Origin of the sequence: Bombella pollinis (assembly GCF_026385485.1) — a bacterium.
In the GTDB taxonomy this organism is placed as follows: domain Bacteria; phylum Pseudomonadota; class Alphaproteobacteria; order Acetobacterales; family Acetobacteraceae; genus Bombella; species Bombella pollinis.
This window is the reverse complement of sequence record NZ_JANIDX010000007.1, coordinates 1-19,213: the sequence shown is the minus strand read 5'-3', so window position 1 is coordinate 19,213 and position 19,213 is coordinate 1. Positions and strand designations below refer to the sequence as shown.

At 52.7% G+C, this 19,213-nt stretch carries 15 protein-coding genes and 1 CRISPR repeat array; of the genes, 3 read left to right on the top strand and 12 right to left on the bottom strand.

Annotated features, from left to right (window positions below; genetic code table 11):
- Positions 1 to 24: 24 nt before the first annotated feature.
- From NQF89_RS07745 to NQF89_RS07735, 3 genes are all read right to left on the bottom strand, one after another.
- A complete protein-coding gene (locus tag NQF89_RS07745; RefSeq protein WP_266107097.1) occupies positions 25 to 1,416 on the bottom strand; it encodes an NAD-dependent succinate-semialdehyde dehydrogenase in 1,392 nt (463 codons plus the stop codon).
- 27 nt (positions 1,417 to 1,443) lie between these two features.
- Entirely contained in the window at positions 1,444 to 2,604 is a 1,161-nt protein-coding gene (locus NQF89_RS07740; protein ID WP_099027458.1) for an iron-containing alcohol dehydrogenase, read from the bottom strand.
- Positions 2,605 to 2,717: 113 nt separating this feature from the next.
- Positions 2,718 to 3,311 carry a TetR/AcrR family transcriptional regulator gene (locus NQF89_RS07735; protein ID WP_155579697.1) on the bottom strand — a complete coding sequence of 198 codons (594 nt, stop codon included), beginning with the start codon at positions 3,309 to 3,311 and terminating at the stop codon, positions 2,718 to 2,720.
- A 113-nt stretch (positions 3,312 to 3,424) separates the two neighbouring features.
- Here NQF89_RS07735 and NQF89_RS07730 point away from each other — a divergent pair, with 113 nt between their 5' ends.
- The 3 genes from NQF89_RS07730 to NQF89_RS07720 all read left to right on the top strand — a co-directional run bounded on the left by NQF89_RS07730 (position 3,425) and on the right by NQF89_RS07720 (position 6,534).
- Positions 3,425 to 4,147 carry a helix-turn-helix transcriptional regulator gene (locus NQF89_RS07730; protein ID WP_266137904.1) on the top strand — a complete coding sequence of 241 codons (723 nt, stop codon included), beginning with the start codon at positions 3,425 to 3,427 and terminating at the stop codon, positions 4,145 to 4,147.
- 88 nt (positions 4,148 to 4,235) lie between these two features.
- A complete protein-coding gene (locus NQF89_RS07725; RefSeq protein WP_266137903.1) occupies positions 4,236 to 5,138 on the top strand; it encodes a dihydrodipicolinate synthase family protein in 903 nt (300 codons plus the stop codon).
- Positions 5,139 to 5,211: 73 nt separating this feature from the next.
- Positions 5,212 to 6,534: an alpha/beta hydrolase gene (locus NQF89_RS07720; RefSeq protein ID WP_266137902.1), complete on the top strand. Its 1,323-nt coding sequence runs from the start codon at positions 5,212 to 5,214 to the stop codon at positions 6,532 to 6,534.
- A 313-nt stretch (positions 6,535 to 6,847) separates the two neighbouring features.
- Positions 6,848 to 9,072: a CRISPR direct-repeat array (repeat unit 29 nt; unit sequence CGGTTCATCCCCGCGGGGGCGGGGAACAT).
- Between the two features lie 69 nt (positions 9,073 to 9,141).
- On the opposite strand, the gene cas2e is transcribed toward NQF89_RS07720, so the two are convergent.
- The 9 genes from cas2e to NQF89_RS07675 form a co-directional block, all read right to left on the bottom strand.
- Complete coding sequence (gene cas2e, locus NQF89_RS07715; RefSeq protein WP_155573906.1) at positions 9,142 to 9,441, bottom strand: type I-E CRISPR-associated endoribonuclease Cas2e; 300 nt, start codon at positions 9,439 to 9,441, stop codon at positions 9,142 to 9,144.
- Entirely contained in the window at positions 9,441 to 10,391 is a 951-nt protein-coding gene (cas1e, locus tag NQF89_RS07710) for a type I-E CRISPR-associated endonuclease Cas1e (protein WP_099027480.1), read from the bottom strand. Before cas1e ends, cas2e begins: the two co-directional genes overlap by 1 nt.
- A complete protein-coding gene (gene cas6e, locus NQF89_RS07705) occupies positions 10,388 to 11,068 on the bottom strand; it encodes a type I-E CRISPR-associated protein Cas6/Cse3/CasE (RefSeq protein ID WP_266137901.1) in 681 nt (226 codons plus the stop codon). The genes cas1e and cas6e overlap by 4 nt, the downstream gene beginning before the upstream one ends.
- Positions 11,068 to 11,808 (bottom strand): type I-E CRISPR-associated protein Cas5/CasD, encoded by a 741-nt coding sequence (gene cas5e / locus NQF89_RS07700; RefSeq protein WP_155573908.1) that lies wholly within the window; start codon positions 11,806 to 11,808, stop codon positions 11,068 to 11,070. The genes cas6e and cas5e overlap by 1 nt, the downstream gene beginning before the upstream one ends.
- Complete coding sequence (gene cas7e / locus NQF89_RS07695) at positions 11,808 to 12,878, bottom strand: type I-E CRISPR-associated protein Cas7/Cse4/CasC (RefSeq protein ID WP_266137900.1); 1,071 nt, start codon at positions 12,876 to 12,878, stop codon at positions 11,808 to 11,810. Before cas7e ends, cas5e begins: the two co-directional genes overlap by 1 nt.
- A 40-nt stretch (positions 12,879 to 12,918) precedes the next feature.
- Entirely contained in the window at positions 12,919 to 13,485 is a 567-nt protein-coding gene (gene casB / locus NQF89_RS07690) for a type I-E CRISPR-associated protein Cse2/CasB (RefSeq protein WP_155579703.1), read from the bottom strand.
- Positions 13,482 to 14,990, bottom strand: a complete 1,509-nt coding sequence (casA, locus tag NQF89_RS07685) for a type I-E CRISPR-associated protein Cse1/CasA (RefSeq protein ID WP_266137899.1) — start codon at positions 14,988 to 14,990, stop codon at positions 13,482 to 13,484. The genes casB and casA overlap by 4 nt, the downstream gene beginning before the upstream one ends.
- A gap of 96 nt (positions 14,991 to 15,086) precedes the next feature.
- Positions 15,087 to 17,612, bottom strand: coding sequence for a CRISPR-associated helicase Cas3' (cas3, locus tag NQF89_RS07680; protein WP_266137898.1), 2,526 nt, complete (start codon positions 17,610 to 17,612; stop codon positions 15,087 to 15,089).
- 20 nt (positions 17,613 to 17,632) lie between these two features.
- A complete protein-coding gene (locus NQF89_RS07675; RefSeq protein ID WP_266137897.1) occupies positions 17,633 to 18,328 on the bottom strand; it encodes a hypothetical protein in 696 nt (231 codons plus the stop codon).
- Between the last annotated feature and the right edge of the window lie 885 nt (positions 18,329 to 19,213).

The following is a 19,213-nucleotide window of genomic DNA, read 5'->3' as shown; positions in this document are numbered from 1 at the left end:
TACCCAAACGGTAAGTAGTAAGCCTCAGAAAGGAGCATCAATATCCACGATATTGATGAGCTTGTGATTCACAAACTCCTTAATACCAAGGTCGATAAGCTCCCGGCCATAGCCGGAGCGGGCAATCCCACCGAAAGGTAGCTCGGCCTTTGTCCCGGTTGGGTGATTGATGAACACCATACCAGTACGGATTTTTGCAGCCACACGGGCACCACGGGCTTCGTCCTTTGTAAAGACAGAGCCACCAAGCCCATAAGGGGAATCATTAGCGATGCGAATAGCATCAGCCTCATCTTTTGCCCGATAAAGCTGCGTGACCGGGCCAAAGAACTCCCAATGGCGTGCCTCATTCTTCTCATCCAGCCCTGTCATAATCATCGGCTGGAAGAATGCCCCCTGATTGGGGATAGGCAGAGGAATTGTCTCAACCTGTGCCCCATGCTTTTTGGCCTCTTCCACCTGGGCACGCAAATCATCAGCCGCTTTTTGGGAAGAGAGTGGCGCATAATTGGTGCTTGGGTCTAACGGATCACCGGCCTTCAGCTCAGAGATGCCTTTTTTATACAGCTCCACAAAACGGTCATAGAGGCTATCCACCACGATGATGCGCTTGGCAGACACACAAACCTGCCCTGCATTCCAATGGCGGCCAAACACAGCCCATTTGACAGTCTTTTCTAAATCAGCATCATCCAACACGATGAAGGCATCACTACCGCCTAATTCCATCGTGGCTTTCTTCAACGCTTTACCGGCAATCCCTGCCACGACCGAGCCAGCCCCTTCCGAGCCTGTCAGGGCCACACCGCAGCTACGCGGGTCATTCAGCACCATTTCCGTATGATGACGGGCCAGATAGAGATTCTGGAACAAGCCTTTCGGTGCCCCTGCTTCCTCAAACAACTCCTGACACACCGCCGCACATTGCGGCAAATTACCAGCATGTTTGAGGATGACCGCATTCCCTGCAGAAATCTGCGGTGCTGCAATACGCACCACCTGATAATAAGGGAAGTTCCACGGCTCAATCGCCAGAACAATGCCCTGCGGCTCATACACAATCTTTGCCCGCCCAATGGCAGGGTTGGAGACCTTCAACTCCTCTGGCTTCAGAAGGTCTTCTGCATGCTCGGCATAATATTCGCAAATCTCGGCAGAGAGAATGACTTCTGCTTTGCCTTCAGCCAGTACCTTGCCCATCTCTAAAGCAGCAAGACGCGCTAATTTATCAGCATCCCGGCGCAATAAGGCTCCAAGAGCTTTTAAAACCTTCGCCCGCTCAGCAAAGCTTGTTGTCCGCCATGCCTCATAAGCCTCATACCCCCGGGCTAGTGCCGCTTGGACCTCTTGGTCCGTTGCCTCGGGGAATTGTTTGAGGACCTCATTCGTATAAGGGTTTGTTGTTGCGTAAGCCATAATATACCTCTTTCTCTTGCCCTAATTTTATAGAGCGCGTTCCAACACTTTGCGGCTAATTTCTGGGGTAATTTCCTCCCCTTCCCCTAAGGCTGTCATGCCGTGGTCTTTTAGCTGCGTGATGATAGGCTCAATCCCCTCATGGCCAATCTCATAAGCTGAGAGACGAACAGGAATATCCAACCCTTTAAAGAAGGCCTCAATCTGAGCAATCGCCGCATCAATCCGCTCATCCTCAGAGCCATCCTTTAGCCCCAGAACACGCGTTGCATATTGCAGCAGCTTCGCCCGCTTCTGCTCCCGCCGCTCCTTCAACATAGCCGGCAGAACAATGGCTAGAGTACGGGCATGGTCAATGCCATATTTCGCCGTGAGCTCATGCCCGATAGCGTGCGTTGCCCAATCTTGCTTCACACCAGCCCCAATCAGACCATTAAGAGCCTGTGTTGCGACCCACATCAGATTTGCCCGCAGGTCATAATCATCAGCAGGGGCTTTTGTGATGCGCTGTGCAATATCATGCAGACTGAGCAAAAGCCCTTCTGCGTAACGGTCCTGCACCATCGCATCTTGCGGCAGGGTCATATAAGCTTCCATCACATGGACGAACGAGTCCGCCACACCATTGGCCACCTGACGCGGCGGCAAGCTGAAGGTGCGTGTAGGGTCCAAAATGGAAAAAGTCGGGAACACATGCGGGTTAGAGAAGGCAAGCTTATCGCCTGTTTCCTTGCGGGAAATCACAGCAATATTGTTCATCTCCGAGCCCGTAGCAGGCAAGGTAACAACCGTCCCCAAAGGCAGAGCCTTTTTAACCGTCTGCCCCTGCTTTAACAGGATGTCCCACGGCTCACCTTCATAAGGTACAGCAGCCGCAACAAACTTGGTGCCATCCATAACGGAGCCACCACCAACTGCGAGGAGGAAATCCACCTTCTCTTTACGCGCAACCTCAACAGCCTTCATGAGGGTTTCGTAAGTCGGGTTGGCTTCAATCCCCCCAAACTCGCAGAAAACTCGCGACCCAAGGGCTTTGCGTACCTCTGCCAATGTGCCGGTCTTCTCTGCACTCGCCCCACCATAAAGGACAAGCACGCGCGCTTGCGGGCTAAGCTGCTCATCCAACTTGGCAATCATCCCTTTGCCAAAGAGAATCTTTGTCGGGTTATAAAACTCAAAATTATCCATAGCATCCTCGCTGATTCTGGACATACTCTAAAAATAGACCGGTCATCTCGAAAATGAAAGGGGGGCATCCTTAAAAACCCTCTCATTACAAAAAACTCATATTAATAACCCTATTAGGAGGCTAATAGCTGCCGCGTTGCCACAAACGCATCCTCAAAAGCGGTTTGTTTATGCGTGACCTTAACAAGCAAGGTCGCCCCTAACCATGTTTGATATACAACAGATGCCGCTAAACGCGCAGGTAGAGCTTTTGTGATAGTCCCATCCTGTTGGCCTTCCTCCACCATACAGGCAAGCCGCGCAATAATGGCCGTTGTCCCTTCCTCCAAAATCAACCTCATGCGCTCGGAAAGGTCGGAGACTTCTGCCGCTAATTTAACGACAAGGCATTTCTCGTTCAAACAGCCATGTTGCTGCGCGTCCACCCAGCATTGGCAATAAGCGGATAATTTCTCAAAGCCCGTCTTGCCCCGCTCGGCAATCAGAGCATCCAGCTTTTGGAGATATTGCTCATTATACAGCTCCAACAATGCCGCACCGAAATGCTCCTTCGATTCAAAATAATGATAGAAGGAGCCCTTAGGAATCTGCGCCGCCTCTAAAACTTGGCTTAATCCCACAGCGGAAAATCCCCGCTGGCTTATAAGCGGGCGGGCCGATTCCAAAATACGCCGACGCGCTTGCACATGCTTCCCTGCCACTGTCATGCTTTCATCCCCTATCAAAAACAAGCCTATCTGTCCAGAATTGAAATAGACTGGTCAGTCCACATCATTCCTCTGGACGCTCCCGCGCTCCCCTCAGTATCATACGCGCTGCTATGCCTGTTTCATTCACCCCGTCATCTTCTGGGCCGCTTTGGCATTATTGGCGCATACATCACCCTGATATTCGGGAGATGAGCATGGCATATGGTGCAAAACTGGCCCTCCCCTTGCATTTTCATCAAGAAGACCAACTCGCTTTCCTCCTAACGGGGTGTCGTCATTTCCTATTTCCTCATCGCAGCGTCACTCTTACAGCGGGGCAGGCTTTGCTCATCCCCGCTGGTACACCGCATCTCTCACGTGATGATGACCCTGCCCGCACTGGGGACACATTATGCCTCAATCTCTATCTCACACCCCACCGTTATCACGACCCAGCCGATTGCGCGGCCCTCCTCCAACAATCTGTTGGGGAACGCCCCACTCACATCACCATCATTCCCGCACCGGCTTTACCCCTCCCTATGCAGGATGGCACCCCCCTTCATTCTATCCAAACCCTTGCGCAAGAAGCTGGAATGAGTCGGGAGGCCTATTCCCGCCGCTTTCAACGCCAATACGGCGTAACCCCGCAGGCTTTTCGGCTTCTATGCCAATTAAACGAGGCTAAAGCACAACTCCGCACAGGGATAAACAACGTGCAAGCGGCCATGAATACGGGTTTTGCGGACCAAAGCCATATGGGCCGGCTCTTCCACCGGACCTTTGGCACCACACCGGGCCGCTATCGTCAGGACCCCACCATACCTCCACTTACCCCCGCGCCGCTTTTATAAAACAAATAAGGTCACATTCCTTCTATACCGTGGCGCGGCCTCTCTAGCATGATGACGCACCCATTCTGTCTCATCATGAGGATAACTTATGAGCATCTCTTTCCACGGCCTGAGTGCCTTTCCCATTACCCCTATGCAACAGGACAAACCCGATGAGGCACGCTTTGCTGCCCTCATCACCCGGTTGGTGGAGGCCAAAGTGGATTCCATCGGGGCTCTCGGCTCTACGGGAAGTTATGCCTTCCTCACCCGCGCAGAGCGGGAAAAACTAACACGCTTGGCCGTCAGCCATGCGGGTAGCATCCCCGTCCTTATCAGCATTGGAGCTATTCATCTACGCGATACACTCCTACTTGCTGAAGATGCCCAAAAAGCCGGGGCAAAAGCCCTTCTTCTCCCCCCTATGAGCTACTTCCCCCTACGAGATGAAGAGGTCTTTACACTTTATGAGACCGTCAACCGCCACGTCTCCGTCCCGCTCATTGTTTATGATACGCCCGGTACAACGCAATTCCATTTCTCCGATGCGTTAATGCAGCATATTTGCGAACTTTCGCATGTCCGTTCCATTAAGCTCCCTAGCGGCTCCCCCACCGCTGAGGAAGCTGCTGCACGGATGGCACGCCTCCTCCCCACCCTACCAGAGAGCATCACCCCCGGCATTAGTGGCGACCCAACCGCGGCCCAAGCCCTCATGCATGGCGCGCACATATGGTACTCCGAATGGGGCGGCTTGTTCCCTCGTCTAGCCCGTCACCTCACCGATGCGGCCCTTGCTAAAAATGAGGCTGAAATAACCCGCATTGAGGCGATATTCGCGCCTTTCTGGGCTATGAGTGCCCGTTATAATGGTTCACTACGCGTTATCGCCTCTGCTGCGGAGATTATGAATCTAGCAGGGCCGGGCGCGCTCCCACGCCCATTGCAAGGTGTCTCGCAAGACGATTACGACCAGCTCGCTACCCTCATCCACACACATCAACCCGCGTAACCCCTCACCCACAGGCCCCGGTATAACGAACGGGGCCTGTATGTTTTGACCCAATTTATGATAGCGTGGGGCTATGTTCATCCGCTCACACGCCCCCATCTCTCTGTTAGCTCTCACTGTAAGAGCCGTGCTGGCTTTGGCCATCTTATGCCCTGCACTCGCTATCGCAGGCCCTTGTATGCCGCTAGACGCCCTCCAACCCCCGCACGCCAACACGACAGACCCCACCCAACCTTTCTATATCGATACATCCGGCTTAAGCGGCAGCGGTGTTATGCCCATTCATGACCCGCATAACCCACTTTATCCCCCTGCGACCGACCTCCCCGATGCCACACTCCCACCCCTCACCAAAAACGGTAATTACATCTTAGGCCCTACCCACACACTCCCTGCGGAGTGGAACAACACCCAACCCGCACAAGGCCGCTTTATTCGCCTTACCCTCTCATCCTCTCCTAAAAGCGGCTATAATCCCGGCATCGCCCGTGATGAGGCAGAGCCCTGCGCAACGGGGGTTCGCAATATGTCCACCAGCCACGCAGGCGACCCCTCACGCCTAGACGTCCCCGGTGCCCATCCCGCCCCTTGGCACCGTAGCGTTGATATTTATATCCCGCCCCATACACCAACAGACCATCCCCTCCCCTTTCTCATATTTGGTGATGCAGGCGATGACGGTATTTATCCGGGGCATGACCTATTCTCTTTGGTTGATGCCCACATCAAAGCGCATCGCATCCCCCCGATGGTCATCATTGGTGTTGGTTCCGGCGGGGGTGATGCCCAAGGCAGCGAACGCGGGCGCGAATATGATACGATGTCCGGCGATTATGCCGATTGGGTCGAGGCCCATATCCTCCCTCTTGTAGAGGCAAAGGCTCACCTCCATCTCTCCCATAACCCTGATGACCGCGCGACCATGGGCTTTAGCTCCAGCGGGGCCGCCGCCTTTGCCATGGCGTGGTTTCGTCCCACGCTGTACCATCGGGTCCTGGCCTATTCTCCCTCTTTAGTGAATCAACAATGGCCGTATAACCCCGCTCTACCCGGTGGGGGCTGGCAGCTCCATTCCCCATGGGCAGGCACACCGCAGGCTATACCCCCCCACCCCGGCGCGGCCCTCATCCCAGCAAGCCCACGCCTGCCTTTACGCATTTGGTACGAAATGGGCGACCAAGACCTCTTTTACCCCGTGCACCCTATGCCTGATGGGATGCATGATTGGGTCCTCGCTGGCGAAAATCTCGCCCGTGTCCTTGCGGCAAAAGGCTATGCGTATCAATTTATCATCTCACGCAACGCCCAGCATGTCGATGGCCCCACAATAGACCAAACCCTCCCAGAAGCCCTAGAATGGCTTTGGCGGCCAAATCCCACACCCCGTCACAACTGACGATGAAGCAACGACCCTAGGTAAGTATCCCCGCAAGGCGGGGAAATGAGTCTGCCAGATCCCAAAGGGTCAAAAGATCGACCTTCACGATTTATGTGCAAGAACGCAGCAAACAAATCTTGAAAGGTATGACTTGCGGAACCATAATACGTGGAGTGGAAAGATCGCTTCAGTTAAAAAACAATCTCTCCACTGAACCTACAAACGTTTAATCAGTGGGTGACTTCAGAGCGGCCCCTAACGCCTGAAGCACCGGTATCTCCCGCGAAAGCGGGGGATACCGGCCCCCAATCTCTAAAAAACTACTGCATCACAATCCATCCCCGCGGGGGCGGGGAACATATAAAGAGGTCATTCACGCTAACCTTCACGATCGGTTCATCCCCGCGGGGGCGGGGAACATTGCCCCCTGCGCCTGTTCAATCAGGCGTTCCTGGGTTCATCCCCGCGGGGGCGGAGAACATAGAGAGATGGACGTAACAAATAAAAATTACGCCGGTTCATCCCCGCGGGGGCGGGGAACATCTAAAGCCAAACGGGCATCAGCTCGAACTATCCGGTTCATCCCCGCGGGGGCGGGGAACATTTTATTGATATGTTTTGTAATATTTCGAATGTCGGTTCATCCCCGCGGGGGCGGGGAACATGAGGACAGGAAGACAATTTTTAACAAAAAAGTCGGTTCATCCCCGCGGGGGCGGGGAACATCCAGATAGTAAGTATTTTGTAGATCAATGCCGCGGTTCATCCCCGCGGGGGCGGGGAACATAGAAACGATCATCTTCATCACAGAGATGCTGTCGGTTCATCCCCGCGGGGGCGGGGAACATTAGTCCACCGTGGTCAGTTGGACGCCATCTCACGGTTCATCCCCGCGGGGGCGGGGAACATGGCGTGTAGGCTACAAGGGGCGGGCAAAGCGGCGGTTCATCCCCGCGGGGGCGGGGAACATAAAGGTCGGACAATCTCGATATTTGTTAGTGGCGGTTCATCCCCGCGGGGGCGGGGAACATTAGAGGAGCACATCCCTACTAGCGCGGGAGCGCGGTTCATCCCCGCGGGGGCGGGGAACATTTTTCAGATGATACGGCTTCATCGGGAGACTCCGGTTCATCCCCGCGGGGGCGGGGAACATACCAGACCTGCGATGATGATGGCAACAATTGCCGGTTCATCCCCGCGGGGGCGGGGAACATGTCCGGTCACGCTCCTGCGCCGGGATGAGATTCGGTTCATCCCCGCGGGGGCGGGGAACATTTCTTACGCTTAGCCTCTTCCTCTTCCTCGTCCGGTTCATCCCCGCGGGGGCGGGGAACATTTGAAGCTAGGAACCCCAATCATTCCATTTCTCGGTTCATCCCCGCGGGGGCGGGGAACATTTCTTCTTCGTCCTCGTCCTCGTCCTCGCCCTCGGTTCATCCCCGCGGGGGCGGGGAACATTTGCTCGCCACAGAACAAACGTCAAGGCGTTACGGTTCATCCCCGCGGGGGCGGGGAACATGAGACCTCCGGGTATTTTCCAAACGACAACGTCGGTTCATCCCCGCGGGGGCGGGGAACATGGATGAATATGTAATACTTAAGGACACTAACACGGTTCATCCCCGCGGGGGCGGGGAACATCTCGTTTCTAGAATTCTCCTCCGTCTCCTCTTCGGTTCATCCCCGCGGGGGCGGGGAACATTGTTCACGATACTCTAAATAGAAGTAAGTGTTCGGTTCATCCCCGCGGGGGCGGGGAACATCTCAATATAGGGCAAGAACAAATCGTTCCGGGCGGTTCATCCCCGCGGGGGCGGGGAACATCCCGAAAAAGTTTCAAAAATATTTTTTGACTACGGTTCATCCCCGCGGGGGCGGGGAACATTAAAAATGGTGTTGGGTGCGATTTTGTTGTTGCGGTTCATCCCCGCGGGGGCGGGGAACATCATTCCACGGAGCTGGCTGTAATCCAGACCAGCGGTTCATCCCCGCGGGGGCGGGGAACATAAACGTGTCTTTAAATCCAGAAGGACGCCCGCCGGTTCATCCCCGCGGGGGCGGGGAACATTTCGGCATATGCCGTTTACAAAGACTCAATCTCGGTTCATCCCCGCGGGGGCGGGGAACATAGCCTATCCTAAAGCGATATGGTTGTTTTTGACGGTTCATCCCCGCGGGGGCGGGGAACATTGTTTAGTGATATTTCGAATGTCCTTTTCAGACGGTTCATCCCCGCGGGGGCGGGGAACATAGCACCGAAATCGATGCTACCCCTCATAATGACGGTTCATCCCCGCGGGGGCGGGGAACATTTGATAAGAAATTTGCCCGAAAAGGGAAACACCGGTTCATCCCCGCGGGGGCGGGGAACATTTTAGATAAGTCATCAAACCCATAACCTCTGCCGGTTCATCCCCGCGGGGGCGGGGAACATCCGCATCAATTTGGGGGCCTAGGTGGGGGCCTCGGTTCATCCCCGCGGGGGCGGGGAACATTGATCCGCAGGCAGGCAGAGGACAGGGACGCCCGGTTCATCCCCGCGGGGGCGGGGAACATACTTCTTAAAACCAACTGTATTATAAATCTTTTTCAATTGTCAAAGAGCGTACCAACATAAATTATATTTTAAGAATTATCACCTCCCTCCTGTTCCGGGCGAAACGAGACAAGCTCTAACCCATCAAAATCAACGGGCATGCGGCGGTTCCGCCCTGCGGTGCGAAAGGCATAGCCTTGGTCGTTAGGCACATGCCAGACCATGACAGCATCTCCCAGCCCTAAGCCAGCGAGCACTTGCTCCCATATCATCTCCCGTGTGCGAGCGGAGTAATCACCCACATAAACACCAGCGCGTATCTCCACCAACCAAGCGGCGAGACGACCACGCAAGCGTGGCGGGGCATTCGTAACCACGACAACAAGCATTAGCGGTGCCCGGGGTCGCCAAAGGGTTCATCCTCAAACGCGACGGGTACGGCCTCTGGCGGAGGGTCAGGCCGAGGCAAGCCACCAGCGGAGAGAACCTCCTCTATGGTAGGGATAATCTTCTGCAATAAACGCTCTTTGCGGAACTTATCCCGGCAAGCAAGCCTCACGGCACGATCTGGTGCCATATCTAACCGGCCCCGCTCTGCTTTACCCGCAATGCGAAAAGCCTCTGGTATGACTGTATCCATCTTAAAAATATCAGCCACATCATACACAAAGGAGAGCGGCTTCCCGCTATGGAGAAACCCCACCGCTGGGGCATAACCAGCGGCCAATACAGCGGCCTCGGACAAACCATGCAAGCACGCTGTCGCGGCGGAAAGACATCGATTAGGAATATCGGAGCCATCCCAATCTTTCCGGTCATAAGAGCGGCGTTTCCAGCTCACGCCATATTGTGCTGCCAAAAGAGCGTACCCTTCCCGCACGCGCGCGCCCTCAATGCCGCGTAATTGCTCGACCGATCGCCGTGCTGGTGGGTCCTCCTTAAAGCGCAGCTTGTACATTTCCCGCACAACCCGCAAACGCGCTTCGTCATTCAACGCCAAACTTGCTTGCCAGAGCAGGCGATCAGACCGCGCTCCACCGGGTTGGCCAGCCGAATATAACCGTACCCCCGCCTCACCTACCCATGTGATGAGCGTCCCCACACGCGCGGCTAAACATACTGCTGCGTGAGAGATACGCGCCCCCGGCTCCAGCATAATACCTGCTAATCCACCAACGGGGATTTGCGTCCGTGTGCCATCTGCATTCACAGCAACGAAGGCACCATCCAGCACATCAAGTTGGGCACGCTCAACAAAGATGAGCGAAGCACGGTCTTTAAGCGGGATCGGCTTTGGCGGGGCAAGACCGGGTAACCCACCCTTCCCCGCCCCGCTCATATAGCCCGCCGGATGAGCATAAGCCCACACCCAAAGGCCTTTGCGCGGCCAAAGCCTTTACCCATCCTCTCCAAAAAGGCTTGAGGGTCCGTGACCTCTAACTGCCCTGTCAGGTCCAAGATACCGAATTCTGGCTGCTCTTTGCCACGCCGTTTATCAAAACGTGGCAGCCGCTCCACACGGTAATCCTCAACCTGCATATTTTCCAACACAAAGCCAGCACTCTCACCTTGGCGGGCAAGCCATGCTTGGCCCTCTTGCTGTGCAAGATCCATACGCTTTGCTGCTCGTTCCTCTTTCGCCACGGGATAAAGCGCATCCAACACAACATCAACACGCTTGCCCGTATCACGCTTCATCCGTGTTGCGTTGACTTGTAGTTGAAAGCGCAACCGGTCCCCCACCTGCAACTGAGGAGCAAAAGGCTTAACCACCGGTTTTTCAAACAGCTCATTATCATCCCGTGGTGGGCGCGGCGATAAAGTGATAAAACTCCCATCGCTCTCTGCCCGCCAGAGGAAATCCCGCTTTTGGTCGGGGTCTGTCGCAAAAGCAGACCATAACATATTATGCTGAGCAGACCGCCTGTGTCCCGCATCGGGCTGTTTTAACGTATCCTCCAAAACACGCACGACAGGACTACGCGAGAGGCGAATACGGCTTAAATACCACTCCATTAGCGCGCCTCCCCCTTTGTCTCTCCGGCTATTTGTGCCTTAATCGACACCGAGCGCAGAGCAACCTCGCGCGCAGCAAAATGCCAGCGTTGCCGGTCTAACGGCACATCGTGCACAATCTCACGCGGGGCGTGTTCATCACTATGCGCGCCATCCACCACGAGAGTGCGTGCCTCTAATTTGCCCTCCTCCCCAAAGGACGAAAACCAATGTGGCACCCTCGGCACTATTATATGCCCCAAAGCGTCCTCCACCGTATCCGCTTCTACGATTTGCGGGTGTGGTGGTGCAGCAAGCGGGCATGATTTCCGCCCTAAATAGAGCGTAAAACACGGCTTCTTTAAGGCAGCTTCTATAACCTTCAAGCCTTCACCCTGTACGGCGATGCCATAGAACACCCCCGCCCGGTAGTCACGCAGCGTAATGCTCGTCTCTACCTTGTCCCCCGCAGCTAACAAAGCCTCCGGGCGCGAATTGGGCTTCTTCACCGCAGCGGATGGCACAGCTTGGATTGTATGAAAATCCCGCACCCCCTCACCGCTTGCAAAAATCGCCACATCAATCTTTAACGCATCTAATAGTGAGAAATCACCATCACGCGGAATGCCTAAGGCTGCCCCCATCAAACCAATAAGGGCGGAGCGACCGGGCCAGAGCAGCGACCCGCGCCGCTCATGCCCGGCAAGTTCGCCCATCGCCCCAAGAGAGGCTGCGAGCGAAAACACCAGATAAGAAGACATCACGCACCCCGCGCGGCTTCGCCTGCAAATGCAGCAATCTCTTCCAATGTCGCGCCATCATCATGACCAACATGCAGCTTAGCTTCTGCCTCCCAGCATGGACCATAGGCTCTATCAATCGCCTCACGGGTAGCTTCCAATTTCGTAACGGATTCACCCAGCAAGTCCTTGCCTTCCACAGCCTTAAAGAAGGCACCAGACAAATCACGCGGGGCTTGCTCGCCACGCTCTGCCAAAATGTAATGGGCGCGTGGATGATGAGCAAAGCTGTTCTGCTTACCGCTAGGCGTCGCTTGCGCTAGACCTTTTGCCAAGGCCTCCAACGCTTTAACAGCAAGCTCTTTATCACCCGCTAGATTTTCAATCAAAAGGTCCACATTCACGCAAACATAGTGATAGAATACGCCAGAGCCAAAACCGGTCTCGCCAATATGCGCGGCCCCTGTCTCATCTGCTTTATTGAGGTCATCCACCGCAGAGAACCAGTCTTCTTGCTCTATAGACCGGTGCGTCGTAAAAGCGTGAGCCACTTGCACAGCGGCATCCCGATTGAAGTCCGCATCAGAGGCCAGCATACGCCCAAACATAGCCACATCCACCGCACCATCAGCATTCCGAAGAACCCGGTTTTTAAGGTCTTTATCCTTCGGTAATTTCTCACCTGCAGCCGCAGATTCAGCCAATTCATAGGCCAATTTCTGTTCTTCTGGAGAAATAAAAGCTAGTGTCGTAGCAAGCTTATCGCCGGACTCTTTCCCTGCAGATTCTAATTTACCGAAAATACCCGCAACCTCTTCAGCAGTTTTATGAGCAACCGCCTCTTTGATGCCATTCTTCACTAAATGTTCGACCAACTTACCGTAAAGACGCTTCGTCCGCACCCCCATATGACCCGCAAGATTCTCCGCAAAGAAGGCACTCTCCCGCAACGCGCGCTTGATCGATTGTGAGGAGTGCCGCAAACGCGTCTCACCACCAATCACAGCCTGCTTCGGCCGCCCCATATCGTCACGATTAGGATTAGATGGGCCGTATGTCGTCAAAAGGTGGAATTGTACAAAAACAGTCATGCTAAAACACTCACTCTATCCATCAGGTAAAAACAGAAACTCAAGCTTGGCTAGGCTCAGCCTTCTTTTCAGAGCCAAACGGAACCCCGAAATAGTCCAAACACCAGCGCGTACGCGTTTGATCGCCCCAAAACATCATATCCCCTGCAAGGCGCGCCACATTACATTTCTCATCCGCCGAAGTGACGGCACGCCGCAATAAAGACGCGACCTCATCTCTCTCTGCCGTGATTAATTGCTTAAAGCGCATATGCGACATCACAGGGGTTTCATCTGCGCCCTTTAACCGCTTTGCTAAGCTATCGGGCACATTGTGACGCACAAAGCTAATAACATGCAGCGTCTGAGCAAAAGGCTTTAGCTGATGCTCTCCTAAACCCAGCGTAACAACCAGCCTAGAGACGGTCGGCTCAAACAAAATATCAGGATATGTACTGCGGCGTAACCGCGCACTTAAGGCACGCGCTGCACTTTGCCGTGCGTCACGACTACCCGCTTTTTGGGCTTTACCCTCCGCCTCATCCTCAGACTGGCCCTGCACGCGCGGGGCGATATAATTCCTCCACCATTGGAAAATTTCCTCCCCGATTGATCGTTTCTCACTCATGCCGCTTGCCCCTTCTTCTGCGCTTTTGTTGTAGGAACAGGAAGACCTAACTTCTGGAACAATGAAGCCCCTGTTTTTTTGCCATGGCCATGTAACGCTATGCTCAAGAACTTCCGCGCCTCTGCGATCGCCTTCATCTCCTTCATGCCACGCTCAGAGAGTCCTGGTTTGGCTAAGACATCAAATTGAGACAAAGCTTGATCCCGCATCTCACCCAACCACGCCTCGGCAGGGTTACCACCTTCGGCTATGTCGCGAAAATGCTCATAAAAAGCCGGTTCCGTCTTGAGATAAAACTCCTCCCGCTGCGCGTCACGCGCTTCCCCTTTATCCAAAAGAGACGCTAAAGCCTGATGCAGCATAGAAGCCACCATCTCCGCAGCCTCAATAAAACATTTCACACGCCTTACCGCTTCAGCCGAACAAATCTGCATTGGTTGACGTGAAAAAACAAAATCTAACGGACTCCCCTTACTCATAGCCCAACCCGCGACGATAACAGACACTTGCTTCCCTGTTGGTCTGTCCATCCCGTCCCATTCTTGAAGAATTAAAGCCCGATGCTCTAAACCCTCTTCATCCTCACGAGAAGGTTTCCCTACAATAAGAACACCCAACCAATTACGGTACCCAAACCGACCCGCACGCGGGTGCCGGGGAAGTGGCATTTCTCCGGACTTCATACGATAATAGGGACTAAGAGGATGCTGCCACCCTTCATAATTCGTCCCGTGTCGTTTTTGGATAACCCCCGTTATCCCCTGTTCATCCCCTACAAGACGTAGGCGGCGGGGCATGCCAAAAAAGGCTTCAGCCGTAAAGGGAGGAGCATTTTCATCCTTACCATCATTAGGCCGTACTGGCCCCTTCCCCTTCTCTGATGTTCGGGTCGGGCGCATCCATGGGAGGTCCTTCATCATAGAAGGCTGGCCAAATGGCACATTCAACCACACTAAATCCCACAATGTTTTGCCGGGGTCTAAAATCGTCACAAGCGGGCCACCACCACGCATGGAGGTTAGATACCCAGAACCACCAGCAGGCGCAAAATCCTGCAAAGTGTAGAGAGCCATAGCCGCTTCTGGCAACGTCAAACACTTATAACGCTGGCGATGGACCATAAGGTCCCGATTCTCCTTTTTTGCTTGATCGCTAGCACTATCGATAAACAATGTGTCAACGGGCTTAGGCGCACCATCAAGCTTGTCATAATCCTGCAAGAAACGCGGCCCATCCCCCATTAAAAAGAAAGCCGGAGCATAAGCCTCCAACGCGGTCCTTAATCCCTCCGGGTCGGGCTTTGTACGTGCCTTCCAATCCTTCTTATCAGAAGGCGGGGTTGCCATATAAACAAGCCCAATTAATAGCTCCAAGCACGCAACGTTAAAATCAGGCCTAGGCCAATCGGGGAATAGTACATCACTCTCCGCTATTTGCCACGGGGCAATCACCCGGCGGCCCTCTTTACATTTTACAGGAATCCACGGATCCGTGATGAGATTCAACAACGCTAAGCCCTCACAAACTATTCAAACTAACCGTAAAGAGAAATCTTACCCAGCAATAGCCATATAGACACAACTCTGTGTTGATAATAAATACTATCTCTTTTCATCCTCTTTATTGTAGAATACTAGCCCGTTATCTCTGTCATAATGCAGTCCCGCACAAATATCGCCTTCAGGCTCCTGCACAGGGCATAGCGTAACGCTGGCTTGCCTCCATTGAGGCCAGTCTTTCTTAATAGCCTGAATCGCTGGGGCAGCTTGGTCTGGCAATTCAAGGTGCGCTACTTTAGCAACCCGCACAGAAAGCTCCGATAAGTGCCATAAAGCCTTCTCATCACCATTGGTACTGCCATCAGCCTGCGCCCAAGGGCGTAAGCCTGCCTCTGTATAACGCGCTACCATTAATGTTCTCGTCTCATCACCCAGACGTGTCGGATAACGCGCATCATCCGCTCCATTGCCAGCCTTACGATAGCCATCCCCTAAAGCGACAATATTTAGACACGCTAAATTATTAGCCGCTGAATCCTTGCCCCATCTTTCATTTTCCGCATTCTCTAAAACGGGCGGTACCGGCTCGGCTTCATCCCCATGAACAGCCTCAATAAGACTCCGCAAGCCTTCTGGAGCTTCAATTTGCCCCGTGCGGAATAGAACAGAGGCCGTTCTCCACATATCAGGCAGGGGGTACACCCATTCCCCCTTACCCAAAGCCCCTTGTAGCCAACGCTCACCCTCTATCACCGCAGGGTCAGGTGAAAGAACCTTCAAGATTGGTGCGGGTACGGGCCGATTTGCGGCAGGACGACGGTCCATATGCCGCCATAACCGCCCGACACGCTGTATTAGAGAGCCCATAGGCGCAAGGTCCGAGACCATGACATCAAAATCTAGGTCTAACGATGCCTCAACAATTTGTGTCGAGACCAAAACAAACCCGTCACGCTCAGTGCCATCACGCCCCACGCGGGAGAGAACCTCTTGCTCCAAACGCTTACGATCGCATAACGCAAAACGCGCATGCAAAAGCCGCGCCTCTATCCCTTGCTGGCGCAAAACCTCTACCGCGGCAATAGCATCATCAACCGCATTGCGCACCCATACACAAGCCGCTCCCTTTGCCGCACATTCGGTAAGATAATGCACGGCTTCATCCATAGTGCCGAGACGTTCTACCTTTACCGAGCCTTTTTGGGGGCGTTCATCCGCTGCAAAAGCAGTAACGGCCTCACCACCTGCTACGGTTATCGCGGGGTAAGCATAAGACTGCGCCTCACCACCATATGTGGCCAGTAATTTTTCCCGCCACGTTAAAGGCAATGTCGCCGTTAATAAAATGGCCGAGCCCCCCATCGCCCGATGCATTTTCAACAAAGCCACTAGCTCTTGCGCGATATAAGGCTCACCCATCTCGTGAACCTCATCCACCACTATAATTTTTGAGGATAAGCCATAATGCCGCAATGTTTGAAACCGCACGGGAAGAACCGACAACAACGCTTGGTCAATCGTCCCGACACCAACATCTGCTAACAAAGCGCGCCGGTTATCATGGGCCAACCATGCGGAGCTCGTAACCTTATCATGTGGTACATCCTCGCCCGTACGGCTTTGCCCCAACACTAAATCTTGAAAAGGGACCGAAAGACCCGCCCGCCCATGCGCAAGAGTAAGGGTTGGCTTGTCAAACATCTTGCCAATGCTTTGTTTAACACGCTCAAACATCGCATCGGCCGTTGCCATAGTGGGGAGGGCAAAAAACAACCCTCGCCCCTTCCCAGCCAAAGCCATACGTTGCGCCAAAAGCAATGCCGCTTCCGTCTTACCTGCCCCAGTTTCTGCCTCCAAAATGACCAAACTAGGACCATCCGGCAAAGGCACATCAACACACGCGGTTTGTAGCGGACGCAACGCAAAGGAAAATAACGCCTCATCCCGCGCGCTTGTGCTGCCAAGCCCTACCTCCTGTACAGCTTTACGCGCTGTCTCACGGGCTTTCTCTAAGTATACTTGCGGCTCCAACCCCGGGGCTAGCGGAGGAAAATAAAATGTGTTCGACCCAACCCAATCCGCCGCTGTACAGAAACCCGGTAACCACCATGATAGGCGGATAGCATCCTCCTCATTCAGCTCCGCTAAAGAGGCTTCAGGCCAAAGCGTACGGAATAGTTCTAAAACCTCCGACGCACTCTCCGCTCCCTCACCAAATTGTTCTAAACATTCGTCATACTTATCCCCTTGCAGACTCACTTTCGGAGGACGACCATGATGCCCGGCTATGGACGCATACAAACAACGCCGGACATCCTCCTCACCACCGAGCCATTCCTCCAAATACTCATCTTTTTCATACAGGAAGATTTCTGTGAGTTCCCAATGCCGAAACTCCTGAGCTATCCCCTCCCGCAACATAGCGCGAAAGCTCTCGCTAAACTTACCGAGGTCATGCAACCCAACAAGAGCTACAAAAGCCTGTTTAAGAGGCGGTGAAAAGGGGAAAGGCTCAATAAGCACTTCCGCCACTGCTGCGACATCAAGGAGATGATAAAGCGCGGGATGCTCAACATCGCTATCAGGGAGAGGGCTTTTAGCAGGCCACTCCATAACAGACTGCATCATACCCTCTCCCCCTTATGTATTTATTTTGCTTGAACAGGATAGAGAAAACTATCCATCAAAAAGGGCGTAATTGAAAAGACAAAAATATTACGATCCCCAAGCTTGGATGATTCTTTTGGTTTATCAAACGCATACCCGGTCTCTACATTCTTCAATTTAAACGTATATTGTTTACTGAAAAACTGGTCACTCTCGCTAAAGGGCTTCGCAGAGGCGTTAAATGTAAGCTTTACGCTTTTATCTTCTGCCTTAAATGCTTGTGCATCGAAGCTAAAAGCCATCTCTGAACTATCAATCTTACCTTTATTATTGTCGGACATCTGTACAGGCAATGTGTTAAAGGGCGTCACATCCTCTGCCACTTTGTCTATGTCATACCCTTGATTACGAATCATATTGATAAAAACACGCTCACGCATGTTCCGGCCCTTCCAAAACTCCTCCTTAGTTGCCGCCGTAATAGAGGTCGTCCCAGCAGGAAGGGCCCTAAAGGTCTGCACCAAACCCAAGGCTTGCCGAATATCCTTCATACTCGCCCGTGCTTTCTCTGCTGGTACGGAGATGCGATACACCTCCACAACCACCAGCGCGCTAGCCTCTGTCCCAAAACCGGAGGGCTGATTATCCGCCGCCGCAATCTTAAACATACCATCAGCCTGCGCTGGCATGGCACTTAATGAAAGGATAAGGCCCAATAGATAGATAAGTTTTTTCATCTCAACATCTTCCCTGACACATCGCTCCATATTAGTAACAAACCTACTCACAACCCTTATATATGTCCAGAAAAGGGCAAACACATCACATTGATATCCCTTCTTTTTTAAGAACATCATGCAAATACGCAGTTAACGCTAAATTAGTCTCCTTCCTACAAACAAGAAGACGTATAAATATTTTTATGATCATTAGAAGAGATACTAAAAGAAAAATAACATCTCCCCCTATAGAAATAACAAAATCTGAAATTAATAACGCAATAACATATAAAATTACATATAATATGAACTCCCTAAAAAGAAACCTAACATAATCACCTACTATAAAAACAGATTTTATCCCAAAATAAGCACTTTTCTGCGAATTAATATTATACAGCGTCAAATACGTGCTGTTAGGGTCTCCCTTTTTCCCTCCCCGTATCAAAATAGCTTCCTGTCCATCCCGACATTTAAACTTTATATTACTAACATGCACTTCCTTCCCATTGGGTGAAACGATCCAAAAGGTTTGATACCGCCTTATAAAAGACGATACCCCCCAATCTCCATTTCCCACATTACGAGACGAAAAGGAGTTACCCTGATTATGAGAAAAGAATGTTGTTTCATGCCATTGCTTTTGCCCACGAACAACGCCCCTCTGATAATCAAACCAGACGGGCGTACCCCTTATCACATATTCCACCATCTCTATTTCTTATTAGAACTCACTCTATAAACTATTCCTGAAAACAAAATAAAATCAACACTCTTATAGGGTATACTTAAAATCAAAAAGGATCGAACTCACTATTTTAGCAAGTGATAACCTAAATAAGGAAAACTTATACTGTGTTTATACAAGAGTAAGCTTCATCAGATTTTACTGACCTGCAATGC